The 14578-nt window shown below is 74.1% G+C and carries 12 protein-coding genes and 1 tRNA gene; 5 read left to right on the top strand and 8 right to left on the bottom strand.

Annotated elements, in window-relative coordinates; genetic code table 11:
* Nucleotides 1-9 precede the first annotated feature (9 nt).
* From ACI6QG_RS03245 to ACI6QG_RS03225, 5 genes are read left to right on the top strand one after another with little or no spacing between them, the layout of a single operon-like run.
* Nucleotides 10-342 (top strand): DUF423 domain-containing protein, encoded by a 333-nt coding sequence (locus tag ACI6QG_RS03245; RefSeq protein WP_407023127.1) that lies wholly within the window; start codon nucleotides 10-12, stop codon nucleotides 340-342.
* A complete protein-coding gene (locus tag ACI6QG_RS03240) occupies nucleotides 339-1235 on the top strand; it encodes an SAM-dependent methyltransferase (protein ID WP_407023126.1) in 897 nt (298 codons plus the stop codon). Before ACI6QG_RS03245 ends, ACI6QG_RS03240 begins: the two co-directional genes overlap by 4 nt.
* A 35-nt stretch (nucleotides 1236-1270) precedes the next feature.
* Entirely contained in the window at nucleotides 1271-2353 is a 1083-nt protein-coding gene (locus ACI6QG_RS03235; RefSeq protein ID WP_407023125.1) for an enolase C-terminal domain-like protein, read from the top strand.
* A 57-nt stretch (nucleotides 2354-2410) separates the two neighbouring features.
* Nucleotides 2411-3586 (top strand): acetyl-CoA C-acetyltransferase, encoded by a 1176-nt coding sequence (locus ACI6QG_RS03230; protein WP_407023124.1) that lies wholly within the window; start codon nucleotides 2411-2413, stop codon nucleotides 3584-3586.
* On the top strand, nucleotides 3586-4410 hold the full coding sequence (locus ACI6QG_RS03225; RefSeq protein ID WP_407023123.1) for an HpcH/HpaI aldolase/citrate lyase family protein: 825 nt from the start codon (nucleotides 3586-3588) through the stop codon (nucleotides 4408-4410). Before ACI6QG_RS03230 ends, ACI6QG_RS03225 begins: the two co-directional genes overlap by 1 nt.
* 7 nt (nucleotides 4411-4417) lie before the next feature.
* Here the strand turns inward: ACI6QG_RS03225 and ACI6QG_RS03220 are convergent, their stop codons facing one another.
* The 8 genes from ACI6QG_RS03220 to ACI6QG_RS03185 form a co-directional block, all read right to left on the bottom strand.
* Entirely contained in the window at nucleotides 4418-6391 is a 1974-nt protein-coding gene (locus ACI6QG_RS03220; RefSeq protein WP_407023122.1) for a methyl-accepting chemotaxis protein, read from the bottom strand.
* A 75-nt stretch (nucleotides 6392-6466) separates the two neighbouring features.
* A tRNA-Lys gene (locus tag ACI6QG_RS03215) sits at nucleotides 6467-6542 on the bottom strand.
* Between the two features lie 47 nt (nucleotides 6543-6589).
* The gene (locus ACI6QG_RS03210) at nucleotides 6590-7108 is read right to left on the bottom strand and encodes a peptidylprolyl isomerase (protein WP_407023121.1); all 519 of its coding nucleotides are present in this window, start codon (nucleotides 7106-7108) and stop codon (nucleotides 6590-6592) included.
* Nucleotides 7109-7182: 74 nt separating this feature from the next.
* A complete protein-coding gene (gene coaD / locus ACI6QG_RS03205; protein WP_407023120.1) occupies nucleotides 7183-7683 on the bottom strand; it encodes a pantetheine-phosphate adenylyltransferase in 501 nt (166 codons plus the stop codon).
* Nucleotides 7680-10382 (bottom strand): DNA gyrase subunit A, encoded by a 2703-nt coding sequence (gene gyrA, locus ACI6QG_RS03200; RefSeq protein ID WP_407023119.1) that lies wholly within the window; start codon nucleotides 10380-10382, stop codon nucleotides 7680-7682. Before gyrA ends, coaD begins: the two co-directional genes overlap by 4 nt.
* 151 nt (nucleotides 10383-10533) lie before the next feature.
* Complete coding sequence (locus ACI6QG_RS03195; RefSeq protein WP_407023118.1) at nucleotides 10534-11385, bottom strand: class I SAM-dependent methyltransferase; 852 nt, start codon at nucleotides 11383-11385, stop codon at nucleotides 10534-10536.
* Nucleotides 11382-12413, bottom strand: coding sequence for a glycosyltransferase family 2 protein (locus ACI6QG_RS03190; protein WP_407023117.1), 1032 nt, complete (start codon nucleotides 12411-12413; stop codon nucleotides 11382-11384). Before ACI6QG_RS03190 ends, ACI6QG_RS03195 begins: the two co-directional genes overlap by 4 nt.
* Entirely contained in the window at nucleotides 12403-14508 is a 2106-nt protein-coding gene (locus tag ACI6QG_RS03185; RefSeq protein WP_407023116.1) for a glycosyltransferase WbsX family protein, read from the bottom strand. Before ACI6QG_RS03185 ends, ACI6QG_RS03190 begins: the two co-directional genes overlap by 11 nt.
* Nucleotides 14509-14578: the final 70 nt, after the last annotated feature.

Raw genomic sequence — 14578 nt, 5'->3', positions numbered from 1 at the left:
CCGCGGGGCATGTCCCGCCTCGCCATCGCCGCCGCCGGGCTGTCCGGCTTCCTGGGCGTGCTGCTCGCCGCCATGTCCGCCCATGGCGACCCGGAGCGGGCGCGCATGGTCGGCAGCGTCGCCGCCCTGCTGGGCTGGCACGCCCCGGCATTCCTGGGCTGGCTGGCCTGGGGCCGCGCCCCGCTGGCGCCGGCGCTGTGGGCGGCCGGCCTGCTGCTGTTCGGCGGGGCGGTGCTTGCCCGCGCCTTCGCCGGCGTCTCGCTGGGCTGGACGGCGCCGGCCGGCGGCATCCTGCTGATGGCCGGCTGGCTGCTGGTGGCCCTGGCGGCGCTGCGGCGGTGATCCGCAGCGCCTTCCTGGCCGATGCGGGGCTGGAGCAGCCGCTGGAGGAGGAGCTGGCGCGGCTCGGCGCCCCGGTGCTGCGCTGGCACGGCCCGCTGGCGCTGAGCGAGGCGCCCCCGGCCGCGCCGGCCTGGGCGCTGGACGTGTGGGATGCGCCGATGGAGCTGCCCGCCCCCTCGGTGAAGGGTGCCGCCGACGTGCTGCGCGGCATCCAGCGCAACTGGTCGCTGGTGCCGGCGCTGCACCACCGCCGCGCCGCCCTCATCGAGGCGCGGCTGCCGCCGGTGAAGGCCCGCCCCCTGCGCTTCCCCGAGGCGCCGCCCGCTTCGCACCTCGGCGGCTGGACGCTGCTGGACGCCGATACCCTGCTGGCCTCCCCCACCAAGTCCTCGCCCTTTCCCGGCGGGGCGCCGCGCTTCGAGGAGGACCGGGAGGGTCCGCCGTCGCGCGCCTACCTCAAGCTGTGGGAGGGGCTGACGCGCATCGGCCGCCACCCCGGCCCGGGCGAGCGCGTGCTGGACCTCGGCGCCGCGCCGGGCGGCTGGTCCTGGGCGCTGGCGCGGCTGGGCTGCGCGGTGACGGCGGTGGACAAGGCCGATCTCGACCCCCGCGTCGCCGCCCTGCCCAATGTGGAGCTGCGCCGCGACAGCGCCTTCGCCCTGCCGCCGGAGCCGGTGGACTGGCTGTTCAGCGACGTCATCTGCTACCCCCAGCGGCTGCTGGCGCTGGTGGAGCGCTGGCTGCCGGTGGCGCGCAACATCTTCTGCTCCGTCAAGTTCCAGGGCGCGACGGACCACGACATCGCCGCCCGCTTCGCCGCCATCCCCGGCGCGCGGCTGTTCCATTCGGCGCACAACAAGCACGAGCTGACCTTCACGCGCCTCGCGCCCTGAGCCACGCTGCGGCGGCGGGCGCGGGAGGAACGGCGATGCTGACGGTGCGCGAGGTCGAGGTCCGGGCGGTGAACGCGCCCATCGCGCCGCCGCTGCGCAACAGCCTGAACACCATCCCGGTGGCGCCCCTGGTGATCGCGGACATCCAGACGGAGGAAGGGCCGCGCGGCACCGCCTACGCCTTCGCCTATGCCCCGCAGGCGCTGGGGCCGCTGGCCGCCCTGACCCGCAACATCGGCGAGGCGCTGCAGGGGCGCCCGGTGGCCCCCCAGGCGCAATGGGATGCCTGGCAGGACGGCTTCCGCCTGCTGGGCACCGAGGGGCTGGTGCAGATGGCCATCAGCGTGCTCGACACCGCGCTGTGGGACGCGCTGGCCCGGGCGGCCGGCCTGCCGCTGGTGCGGCTGCTGGGCGGGGTGCCGGCGCCGGTGCCGGCCTATGGCTCGCTGCGCGGCTGGGGGCCGGCCGCCCTGGCGGAGGAGGGCGGCCGCGCCGTGGCCGAATGGGGCGTGCGCGCGGTGAAGTGCAAGCTGGGCGCCCCGACGCTGGAGGCCGACCTGGACACGGTGCGCGCCCTGCAGGGCGCCGTCGGCCCGGGGGTGGAGGTCTTCGTGGACTACAACCAGGGCCTGACGCGGCCGGAGGCGCTGCGCCGCGGCCTGGCCCTGCAGGATGCCGGCGTGCGCTGGCTGGAGGAGCCGCTGCCGGTGGCCGACGACGAGGGGCTGGCCGCGCTGTCGCGCCGCCTCGCGTTGCCGGTGCAGGGCGGGGAGAACTGGTGGGGCCCGGCCGCCATGCAGCGCAGCCTGGGGGCCGGCGCGCTGGGCCTGTGCATGCCCGACGTCATGAAGATGGGCGGCGTCACCGGGTTCCTGCGCGGCATGGCGGTGGCGGCGGCGCACCGGGTGCCGCTGTCCTCGCACATCTTCGTCGAGGCCTCGGCCCAGCTGATGCCGCTGGCGCCGACGCGGCACTGGTTGGAATGGCTGGACCTGGCCGGACCGGTGCGCGCCTCCCCGCTCGCGCCGCAGATGGGGCTGGTGGCGCCGCCGGAGGCGCCCGGGCTGGGGCTGGAATGGGACGCGGCCGCGTTGCGCCGGCTGGCGGCGGAGGTGTGAGTGGACAGGCCGCCGGCACCGCGCGAGACTGGCCGCAACCAACGGGAGAGCCAGCCCATGACCGAAATCGTGATCGCCTCCATCGCCCGCACCCCGGTGGGCTCGTTCAGCGGCGCGTTCAGCGGCGTGCCCGCGCATGAGCTGGGCCGCACCGCCATCGCCGCCGCCCTGTCGCGCGCCCAGGTGGCGCCGGAGGAGGTGGACGAGGTCATCATGGGCCAGATCCTGACGGCCGGCGCCGGGCAGAACCCGGCCCGCCAAGCCGCCATGGCCGCCGGCATCCCGGCCGAGCGCACCGCCTTCGGCATCAACCAGCTCTGCGGCTCGGGCCTGCGCGCGGTGGCGCTGGCGGCGCAGCAGATCGCCACCGGCGACGCCACCATCGTGGTGGCCGGCGGGCAGGAAAGCATGACGGAGGCCCCACACGCCGCCAAGCTGCGCGCCGGCCAGAAGATGGGCGGGCTGGAGTTGGTGGACACCATGCTGAAGGACGGGCTGTGGGACGCCTTCCACGGCTACCACATGGGCAACACCGCCGAGAACGTGGCCCAGAAGTTCCAGCTGACCCGCGCCGAGCAGGACGCCTTCGCCGCCGAGAGCCAGCGCAAGGCCGGCGAGGCGATGAAGGCCGGCCGCTTCAAGGACGAGATCGCCCCCGTCACCATCAAGACCCGCAAGGGCGAGGTGGTGGTGAGCGAGGACGAGTACCCCAAGCCCGAGACCACCGCCGAGGTCCTGGCCAAGCTGCGCCCCGCCTTCAACAAGGAAGGCACCGTCACCGCCGGCAACGCCTCGGGCATCAACGACGGCGCGGCCGCCGCGGTGGTGATGAGCGCGGAGGAGGCGAAGCGGCGGGGCATCACGCCGATGGCGCGCATCGTCTCCTGGGCCACGGCGGGGGTGGACCCGGCCATCATGGGCACCGGCCCCATCCCGGCCAGCCGCAAGGCGCTGGAGAAAGCCGGCTGGAAGGTGGGCGACCTGGACCTGGTGGAAGCCAACGAGGCCTTCGCCGCCCAGGCCTGCGCGGTGAACAAGGAGCTCGGCCTGGACCCGGCCAAGGTCAACGTGAATGGCGGCGCCATCGCCATCGGCCACCCCATCGGCGCCTCGGGCGCGCGGGTGCTGACCACCCTGCTGTACGAGATGCAGCGCCGCGGCGCCAAGCGCGGGCTGGCGACGCTGTGCATCGGCGGCGGCATGGGCGTGGCGATGTGCGTCGAAAGGGACTGATGCTCCCTTCCTGGCGCTCCCTCCTCTACGTCCCGGTGCTGGAGGGGCGCTTCGTCGCCAAGGCGGCACAGCGCGGGGCGGATGCCGTCATCCTGGACTGCGAGGACAGCATCGCCCCCGCCCGCAAGGCCGAGGCGCGCGCCGCGCTGGCGGCGGCCGTGCCGCAGGCCCGGCCGCCCGGGGGCGACGTGCTGGTGCGCATCAACCGCCCGCTGGACCTGGCGGTGGCCGACATCGCCGCCGCGGTGGCCGCCGGCGCCGACGGGCTGGTGCTGACCAAGGTGATGGGCGCCGACCACCTGCGCCTGCTGGCCGAGCTGGCGGCGCCCGGCATGCGCCTGGTGGCCCTGGTGGAGGAAGCCGCCGCCCTGCCCCACCTGCACGCCATCGCCGCCGCCCACCCGGCGCTGGCGGCGCTGGGCATCGGCGGCGAGGACCTGGCGACGGACCTTGGCGCCGAGGCCACCGCCGACGCGCTGGACCTGCCCAAGCGCCTGGGGCTGCTGGCGGCGCGCGCCGCCGGCATCCTGCCGCTGGGCTTCCTGGGCACGGTGGCCGCCTTGTCCGACCCCGAGGGGCACCGCGCCACGCTGCGGCGGTCGCGCGCGCTGGGATTCGCCTGCGCCACCTGCGTGCACCCCGCGCAGGTGGCCATGATCAACGAGGAATACGGGCCGCGCGCCGAGGAGCTGGAGCGCGCCCGCCGCATGGTGGCCGCCTTCGAGGCGGCGCTGGCGGAAGGCCGCGGCGCCGCCGCCTTCGACGGCCAGATGATTGACCGCCCGATCGTGGAGCGGGCGCGGGCGCTGCTGGCCCGCGCCTGACCCGCGTTCAGGCGGCGTCCGCCCGCAGCCGCGCCAGGAAGGGCGCGATGTCCTGGCCGGTCGGCAGCACCAGCACGCTGCGCCCGCCCTCCACCCGCGCGAGGCGCGCCGCCACCGGGCCAGGCAGGCCCGGCAGCAACAGCCGCAGCGGCGTGCCGGTCGCCAGTGCGATTTCCCCAGCCAGCGCCAGCCCGGCCGGGGAGGCGTCGAGCACCTCCGCGCGGCGCGTCGTGCCGTCGGGCAGGCGCAGCTCGGCCTGGGCGCCGCCGCCGGGCAGCCGCTCGAAGCCGCGGCGCTCCCCGGCGTCGCGGATCTGGCGGAAGAAGCCTTCCATCTCCGCCTTCAGCGCCTCGGCGTCGGTGGTGGTGGTGGCGGCGCCCTCCACCAGACCGCGGCTGACCTCGCAGGTTTCGGCGGCGGTGCGCGCCACCTCCTCCATGGCGCGGCTGGTCTCGGTGGTGGCGGCGCTCACCGTGCCGGCGCCGCGGGCGATCTCGCGCGTCGCCTCGCCCTGCTCCTCGACGGAGCGGGCGATGCCCGCGGCGATGGCCTCCACCCGCTGCACCACCACGACGATGCGCGCGATGGCGTCGGCCGCCTCGCCGGAGGCGCCCTGCATGCGGCCGATGCGCGCGGTGATCTCCTCCGTCGCCTTGGCGGTCTGCGCCGCCAGGGCCTTCACCTCGCTGGCGACCACGGCGAAGCCCTTGCCGGCCTCGCCGGCGCGGGCGGCCTCGATGGTGGCGTTCAGGGCCAGCAGGTTGGTGCGCCCCGCGACGTCGCTGATGAGGCCGACGACCACGCCCACCTCCTGCGCCTGCCCGGCCAGGCCGGACATGATGGCGTCGGAGCGCCCGGCCTCCGCCGCCGCGTGGGCCACGGCCTCCGCCGCGCCGCGCACCTGGCGCGCGATCTCGCTGGTGGAGGCCGAGAGCTGCTCCGTCGCCGCCGCCACGGCGGCGAGGTCCCGGCTGCTGTCCTGCGCCTGTCCGCGGGTCTGCTCCGCATGGGCCTGCATGCGGCTGGAGGCCTCGGCCATCCGTCCCGCGGCCTCGCGCATGCCGGCGGCGGCCGCGATCACCCCGCCCATCGCCCCATGGGCGCTGCGGCCGAAATCCTGCACATGCGCCTCCAGCGCCTCGTGGCGGCGGCGCCGGGCGGCGCGCTCGGCGGCCACCTCGGCCTCGGCGGCGTCGCGCGCCTCGCCCTGGCGGCGGAACACCTCCAGCGCGGCAGCGAGCGCGCCGAGCTCGTCGCGCCGGCCGGCGCCGGGGATGGCGATGTCCCGCCGGCCCTCCGCCAAGGCGCGCGTCGCCGTCGTCGCGGCGACCAGCGGGCGGGTGATGCCGCGCGCCAGCCAGGTGGCCAGGGCGCCGGCCATCAGCGCCAGCAGCGCCGCGGCCCCCAGCCCGAGCAGCCAGGTGCGCCGGATCGCCGCCTGCAGGTCATCCACGTAGACCCCGGTGCCCACCACCCAGCCCCAGGGCTCGAACAGGCGGACGAAGGAAAGCTTGTCCACCGGCTGCGCCTCCCCCGGGCGGGGCCATTGGTAGGCGACCACCGCGCCGGCCGGATTCGCCCGCGCCTCGCTGGCGAAGACGCGGAACAGCGGCACCCCGTTGGGGTCGCGCATGGCGCCGGCCGGCTGCCCGTCCAGCTCGGGGCGGATGGGGTGCATGACGATGCGCGGCTCGAGGTCGTTGACCCAGAGGTACTCGGCGCCCGCGTAGCGCATGGCCCGGAGCGCCTGCAGCGCGTTGGCCTTCGCCTGCGCCTCGCTCAGCCGTCCGGCCCGCGCCTCCGCCTCCTGCGCCGCGACGATGGCCAGCGAGGCTTCCACCATGCCGCGCAGCAGGCTGGCCCGGTCCTCGCGCATCTGGGCGGCGCGGCCGGAAAGGCCCAGCACCACCAGCCCGGAAAGGCCCAGCAGCCAGACGCCCGTGATGAGGTGGATCCGCCACGCAATGGGCATCCGTGCCATGCCGCTCTCCTCGACTTGTTGGGGAGAGGGTTACGCGCGAATGGTGAAGCGGCGGTGAAGGGAAGGTGCCGGCGGTGGTGAGCCCGCAGGGATTCGAACCCTGGACCCCATGATTAAAAGTCACGTGCTCTACCGGCTGAGCTACGGGCTCGTGCTGCGCGCGGCCCCGTAAGGCCGCGCGCAGCCCAGGCTGTCAAGTCAGGTGGCGTCGGCCGCCACGCGCATGCGGATCAGGCGGTCCGGGGTGCGCGGCGGCTCGCCGCGGGCGATGCGGTCCACCCGCTCCATCCCTTCCACCACCTGGCCCCAGATCGTGTACTGGTTGTTCAGGAAGTCGCCCGGCGCGAACATGATGAAGAACTGGCTGTTGGCGCTGTTGGGGTTCTGGCTGCGGGCCATGCCGCAGGTGCCGCGCAGGAAGCGCGCGCGGGCGGCGGGCACGAACTCGGCCGGGATGTCGGCATAGCCGCGGTCGCGGAAGCCGCCGGTGCCGGTGCCCGTGGGGTCGCCGCCCTGGGCCATGAAGCCCTCGATCACGCGGTGGAAGGGCGTGCCGTCATACAGGCCGGCGCGCGTCAGCTCCTTGATGCGCTCCACGTGGCGCGGCGCCAGGTCGGGGCGCAGCTGGATGCGCACGTCGCCGTCCTTCAGCGTCATGATCAGCTGGTTCTCGCGGTCGTTGGCCGGCTGGGCCTCCGCCTCGGTGGTCTCGGTCATGGCGACTCCCATCATCGTCGTTGCGGCAAGAAGCGTGCGGCGGTGCATCGGTGCTTGCTCCGGGGTTGAAGGTTTCAGCGGCCCACCTTGGCCAGGGTCCGCTCCAGGGTCAGGGGCGGCACGAAGCTGCCGATGTCGCCGCCCAGCTGCGCGATCTCCTTCACGAAGCGCGAGGAGATGAAGTGGTTGCGCTCGCTCGCCATCAGGAACACCGTCTCGACCGCGCTGTCCAGCCGGGCGTTCATGCCCGCCATCTGGAACTCGTAGTCGAAATCGGTCACGGCGCGCAGCCCGCGCACGATCATCTGCGCGCCGCACTCCCTGGCGAAGCCGACCAGCAGCCCGGTGAAGGGGCGCACCTCGATGCGGCAGCCGGTGCGCGCGGCGATGTCGCGCACCTCCGCCTCCACGATCTCCACCCGCTCCTCCAGCGCGAAGAGCGGGCCCTTGCCGATGTTGATGGCCACCCCGATCACCAGCCGGTCCACCAGCCGGGCGGCGCGGGCGATCACGTCCAGGTGGCCGTTGGTCACCGGGTCGAAGGTGCCCGGGTACAGCGCCGTGCGCGCGCTCATGCCTCGGCCTCGTCCTCGTCGTCCTCGATCACCGGGAAGCAGGAGGTGACGCGCTCGTCCTCGTCCAGCCGCATCAGCATCACCCCCTGGGAGGCGCGGCCGGTGCGCCGCACCGAGGCGCCCTCGAAGCGGATGGCCTGGCCGCCATCGGTCATGATCATGACGTGGTCGCCCGGCGTGACGGTGAAGTTGGCCACCACCTCGCCCCCGCGCCGGCCGCCGGCCAGCTGGATGTTGGCGATGCCCTGCCCGCCGCGCCCCGTCACGCGGTACTCGTAGGCGCTGGAGCGCTTGCCGAAGCCGCGGTCGGTGACGGTGAGGATGACCTGCTCCATCGCGTCCAGCTCGGCGAAGCGGTCGGCGCTCAGCGCCTCCTCGGCCACGCCCTCCTCGTCGGCCGGCAGCTCGGCCTCCTCCTCGCCGCTGGCGCGCCGCTTGGCCTTGAGGAAGGCCAGGCGCTCGCCAGGGCTCGCCTCCACGTGCCGCAGCACGGCGAGCGCGATCACCACGTCATCCCCCAGCAGCCTGATGCCGCGCACCCCGGAGCTGTCGCGTCCGGCGAAGACGCGCAGCACCTCGTCCGTCGCGTGGAAGCGGATGGCGCGGCCGTTGCGGGTGGCCAGCAGCACGTCGTCGCCCTCGCGGCAGGTGGCGACGCCGATCAGCGCGTCCCCCTCGTCCAGCTTCATGGCGATGAGGCCCGAGGCGCGGACGTTGCGGAAATCGCCCAGACGGTTGCGGCGGACATTGCCCTGCCGGGTGGCGAAGACCAGGTGCAGCGCGTCCCACAGGCTCTCGTCCTGCGGCAGCGGCAGCACGGCGGTCACGCTCTCGCCATCCGCCAGGTTCAGCACCTGCCGCAGCGAGCGCCCCTTGCCGCCGGTGCCGCCCTCGGGCAGCTGCCAGACCTTCTCGCGGAACACCAGGCCGCGGTCGGTGAAGAACAGCACCCACTGGTGGGTGTGCCCGATGAAGGAGCGCACCACCACGTCGTCCGCCCGGGTGGCGGCGGCGGAGCGGCCCTTGCCGCCGCGCCCCTGCGAGCGGAAGACGTCCAGCGGCGTGCGCTTGACGTAGCCGTCGCGCGTCAGCGTCACCACCATGGTGGCGGGGGCGATCAGGCTCTCGTCGTCGATGTCGCCGACCTGGTCGCTGACCTGGGTCAGGCGGGGCGAGGCCAGGGTGGCGCGCACCGCCCGCAGCTCCTCGGCCATCACCTCCATGCGGCGGACATGGCTGCCCAGGATGTCCAGCAGGAACGCGATGGCCTCGCCGAACTCGCGCAGCTCGGCGTCGATCTTCTCGCGCTCCAGCCCGGTCAGGCGCTGCAGGCGCAGCTCCAGGATGCCCTTGGCCTGGGCCTCGGTCAGCCGCATGGTGCCTTCGGGGCTCAGCTCGTTGCCCTCGTCCTGCACCAGCGCCACCAAGGGCGCCACGTCGGCCGCCGGCCAGTCGCGCGCCATCAGCGCCCCGCGGGCGGTGGCGGCGTCCGGGCTCTCGCGGATCAGGCGGATCACCTCGTCGATGTTGGCCACCGCGATGGCGAGGCCGATGAGGTTGTGCGCCTTGCGCCGCGCCTCGGCGAGGCGGAAGCGTGAGCGGCGCTCGATCACCTCCTCGCGGAAGCCGATGAAGGCCAGCAGGGCCTCGCGCAGCCCCATCTGCTGCGGGCGCCCCTTGTGCAGCGCCAGGAAGTTGACCGGGAAGGAGATCTGCAGCTGCGTCATGCGGTAGAGCTGGTTCAGCACCACCTCCGCGTTCGCGTCCTTCTTGACCTCGATCACGATGCGCAGGCCGGAGCGGTCGCTCTCGTCGCGCAGGTCGGAGATGCCCTCGATGGCCTTGGCGCGCACCAGCTCGGCGATCTTCTCGATCAGCGTCGCCTTGTTCACCTGGTAGGGGATCTCGGTGACGATGATGGCCTCGCGGCCGCCCTTCATCTCCTCCACCGCGCAGGCGGCGCGCAGCGGGATGGAGCCGCGGCCGGTCTCGAAGGCCGCCTTCACGCCGGCCCGGCCCAGGATGATGCCGCCGGTCGGGAAGTCCGGCGCCGGGACGATCTCCATCAGCTCGGCCAGCGAGGTGTCCGGCTCGGCGATCAGCTTCAGCGTGGCGTCGATGATCTCGCCGGGATTGTGGGTGGGGATGTTGGTCGCCATGCCCACGGCGATGCCGCCGGCGCCGTTCACCAGCAGGTTGGGGAAGGATGCCGGCAGGACGCGCGGCTCCTCGGCGGATTCGTCGTAGTTCGGCGCGAAGTCCACCGTGTCCTCGCCGATGCCCTCCAGCAGGGCGGTGGCGGACTTGGCCAGGCGCACCTCGGTGTAGCGCATGGCCGCCGGCGGGTCGCCGTCCATGGAGCCGAAATTGCCCTGCCCGTCCACCAGCGGCACGCGCATGGAGAAGGGCTGCGCCATGCGGACCATGGCCTCGTAGATCGCGCTGTCGCCGTGCGGGTGGTACTTGCCCATCACGTCGCCCACCACGCGGGCGGACTTGCGGTGCGGCTTGTCGGCCGTGTAGCCGCTCTCGTGCATCGCATACAGGATGCGCCGGTGCACGGGCTTCAGCCCGTCCCGCACGTCGGGCAGCGCGCGGGAGACGATGACGCTCATCGCGTAGTCGAGGAAGGAGCGCCGCATCTCCTGCTCCACCGCGACGGGCGCGATGTCGAAGCTCGGCGTAGGTCTCTCGGTCACGGCGGAAGTCCACTCTCAGGCCAGGGCGGCGGCGGCGGCGGAGGGCCGCGCCAGGGGCGCCCGGGGGGATGCGGGCCGGGGGGCCCGCGCCCTCGTCATATAGGGTGTCGCGGCCGATTCACCAAACCTCCGCCGCCCCCGGCGGCCCTTCTCAGAGGCGCTGCGCGACCACCAGCGCCTGCCAGAACTGGGCGGGATCGTCGAGGTAGCGCACCAGCCGGAAGCCCTCGCACCACTCGCGTTCGATGTAGGAGGGAGGGACCACCGCGTCGCCGTAGATGCTGGCGTCCAGGTGGTCGCCGCCCGAGGTCGGCAGGAACACGAACTCCCCCCGGTCGAAGGCGGCCAGCGCCTCCGGGACCTGGTCGCGGAAGCGGCCCAGCAGGGCGTGCCAGGCGGTCTGCGGCTGCGCCGGCAGGTCCTGCACGAAGGTGAGGAAGCGGCGTGGCTCGGTGGTGTAGGCCAGGATGCATCCCGGGCGTGCCACCCGCCGCAGCTCCGCCATCCAGTGGCGGGCGACGTCCTCCGGCAAGTGGCTGAACACCGAATAGGCGATCACCAGGTCGAAGCTCTCGGCCTCGAAGGGCAGGCTGCCGCGCGGCGCGATCTGGCTGAACCGCCCCGGCACCCCGAGGTGGCGGCAGGTGGCCAGGATGTCGCCGTCCACGTCCACGCCGTGGATGTTCTCGGCCGCCACGTCCCCCCACAGGAGGCGCGGGTAGCGCCCCCACCCGGTGCCGAAGTCGAGGACGGAGGAGGTCGCGCGCAGCGGGTTCGCCAGCCTCTCGGCATAGGCCTTCACCGCACGGAAGAAGGCGCCGGCCTCCTGGAGGGAGAGTTCGTCGGCCGAGCCCACGAAGTTCTCCTGCACCGCCGCGAGGGGCCAGCGCGGCATGTGCACCCCCGCGATCACCGGCTCGCGGACGCTGCGGGCGAGGATCTCCAGCCATTCCTGGTCGGTCTCGACGCCGAGGAGCGACTTGCCGGTCGGGGGGGTGGTCATGCCGGGCGGTCCTTGCTGGTGGCCTCGGCCTGGCGCCGGGCGACGCGGGCGGCCATGGCGCGCTTCTGCTGGGCGAGTTCGGCGGCGTCGCGCGCCGGGGCGCCGCGGGCCACGGTGCGGCTGTGGCGGGCCGGCATCTCCGCTTCCGCCAACAGCATCTCCTCGCCGCAGAAGCGGGCCGCCCAGGACTCGAACACCCCGGGCCAGTTGCGCGGGCTGGGGCACAAGCCGTTGGGGGTGGGCCAGCGGAGCACGGCGGCGAAGAAGCGCCGCAGCACCACCTCCACCTCGATCTGGTTGAGGTGCTGGTAGCCGCGGAAGGAGTTCTGCGGGTGCAGGCGGTAGCTGTAGAGCGGCTCCGGCACGAAGACCGGCTCGGTGAAGCGGGTGGCCTGCAGCACGAAGTCCCAGTCGTGGCAGTAGCGCAACGGCAGGAAGGGACCCACCCGCCGCGCGAGGTCCCGCGCGAACAGGAAGTTGCCGGTGGACAGCGCCACGTTCCGCCGCAGCAGCGCGAAGCCGACGCTGGGCGCCGACGCCACCTCCGCCACCGTGCGCGGCCCGAGCAGCAGGAAATAGTCGCCCGGCCCGGCGCCCGCCGGGTCGCCGCCGCCGTCCCAGATGGTGGCGGCGGCGGAGAAGGCGAAGGCCGAGCCCTGCGCGGCGAGGCCCGCCAGCAGGCGCTCCAGCCGCAGCGGGTGGAACAGGTCGTCGCTGTTGAGGATGGCGACGTGGCTGCCGGCCGCCATGCCGACGCCCAGGTTGATGGAGTCGTGCGCGCCGCCGTTGCCCTCCTTGCGGAGGCACACCACGCGCTCGAACCGCGTGCGCAGCGGGCCTTCCAGCAGGTCGCGCGCCACCTCGAAGGTGCGGTCGGGCGAGCGGTCGTCGAGGAACAGCAGCTCCATCCGCCCGTGCGTCTGCGCCGCGACGGAGCGCAGGCAGGCCTCCACATACGCCTCGTGCCGGAAGGCGGGGATGACGACGCTAACCAGCGAGTCCGGGCCCGGCCGCGCCTCAGCCGACATACACGGTGGCCTTGGTCGGCAGACGCAGCGCGACGGCCGGGTCGGCGCGCGTGCCGGCCAGCAGCGACACGGCATAGGCGCCTGGCGCGACGCGCAGCAGGCTGGCGGCCACCTCGAAGCCGAACCAGCAATTCCCGCTGTCGGCCATCTGCAGCGCCTGGGCGACGTCGGGCCGCAGCGAGCGGCGCTCGATGGCTGCCACGTAGGCCTCCCCGCCCGGGTCGCGCGGCTCCAGCCGGACGAAGAGCGGGATCTCGGGCGAGGTGGGGAGGTCCTCCATCACCAGCCAACCCGCGAGGCTCAGCGCCTGCTCGCGGAACAGGGTCGCGCCGCTGGCGGCAGGGGGCGAGGTGCCGTTCAGCCGGTCCAGCGTGCAGCGGGCGGGGTGCGGCGCATTGCGGATGACGGTGAAGCCCAGCGGCGCCTCGGGAAGGAAGGCGCAGCGCTGGCCGTCGGCGTCGCCGGCCGCGCGCAGCATGCGCCGCAACTCAGCGTTCGCGCGGGCATAGCCCTCCAGCTCGGCCTGCTCGGCCGGGAACAGCGCGTGGCGCACGGCGCGGAGGTTGGCGTGCCCCAGCTCCCGCTCCGGCTCCAGCACCGCCCCTTCCGCCCACTCGTTCCAGGCGTTGACGAAGACCAGCCGCGCCTCGGCGCGGTTGCGGCCGCGGGCCTGCGTGCACAGCGCGTCCAGCCAGACCTCGAACAGGGTCGGCGAGGCGCCGTGGAAGGTGTGGCCGCCGGCCCCCTTGCGGGCCGTGTTGTCCCAGGCGGGCGACGCGGTGCGGAACAGCAGGCAGCCTGGGTCCGGCCGGGCGAGCTGGCCGGCCACCATGTCGGCGTAGTCGTACACGCGGCCGGTGAAGTCGGGGCGCAGCCCGGGGAGGTCCTGGGTGATCTCGCGCGCATTGACGCCGTGGGGAGGGAACTCCACGGCGCTGTCGGCGCCTTGCAGGTCGGGCGCGCGCTGCCCGAAGGTTTCCGCCATGCAGACATGCAGGTCGGGGAAGCCGGCCGCGCGGGCGGCGGCCTTCCACCGCAGGATGGTGGCCGGGGCGTTGGCCAGCAGCGACAGGCGGTAGACGATGAGCAGCGGCGCGCCGTCCACCTTCAGGTAGCGCGGGCTGTGGAAGAACGGCAGCGCCGATTCGATGAAGGCGGCGTCATCCGCCTCCGAATGCTGCTGGCCCATCAGCACGTCGTGCTCGGAGCCGTCCCAGCGGCGCGACCAGTTCTCGTTCGCCCAGCACAGGCAGAAATCCAGGTCCAGGCCCTCGCGCAGGTGGCGCTCCGCCGGCAGCGTCAGCAGCGAGGTGCCCGAGAACCAGTAGTGGTGGTAGCAGAAGGCGGTGATGCCGTAGCTGCGCGCCAGCTCAACCTGGCGGCGGTGCACGTCGTCCAGGCGAAGGTCATAGAAGCCGAGGTCGGCGGGCAGGCGCGGCTGGGCGTGCCCGTCGAAATTCGGCTTGGCGGCGACCACGCCGCTCCATTCGGTGAAGCCCCGACCCCACCACTGGTCGTTCTCCACCGTGGGGTGGAACTGCGGCAGGTAGAACGCCACCAGCCGCACGTCGGGCGCGTCCGGCGGCTGCAACGGCGAGGAGCGCAGCAGGGCCTCGCGCTGGCGCACCTTCTGGTTGGCCGTCACCTCGACCAGGCGGGCGGCCAGGCGGTCGCGGAACGAACGCAGGGCGGCCTCGTCCGCCGTGAAGGTCGTCGCCTTGAACAGCGCGTAGGGGGCGCCGGCCACCCGCACCTCCAGCCCATCGATGAAGGCGTCGGGGTCGCCGGCGGCGCGGTCCAGCACGGACAGCGCCAGTTCCAGCCGGTCGGAGGCGACGTCCGCCGCGCCGATGCTGAAGCCGGCGTAGCACGGCCCCGCGACGAAGCGGTCCAGGTCCATCCGCCGGTGGCCGGTCGTGGCCAGGGCCACCACCTGCCCGCCCATCCGCAGCTCCACCGACACCGGGTCGGACGGCGCCTCGACGCCGAGGACCCAGCCGAGGATGGCGTGGGAGCGCAGCGTGTCGAGCGCGCCGCGGAACGGCGGCTCCTCGTGCAGGTTGTCCAGGGAGGGGTTAACGACGCTGGCGGCCAAGGGGAGGCTCCTCGCATCCGGCGCCACGCACGCGCCGGCCTTCTGCGGACGATCATGAGGTCCGGCCGCG

This window comes from Sabulicella flocculans, assembly GCF_045449635.1.
GTDB lineage: Bacteria > Pseudomonadota > Alphaproteobacteria > Acetobacterales > Acetobacteraceae > Roseococcus.
This window is presented reverse-complemented; position numbering and strand designations above follow the sequence as displayed.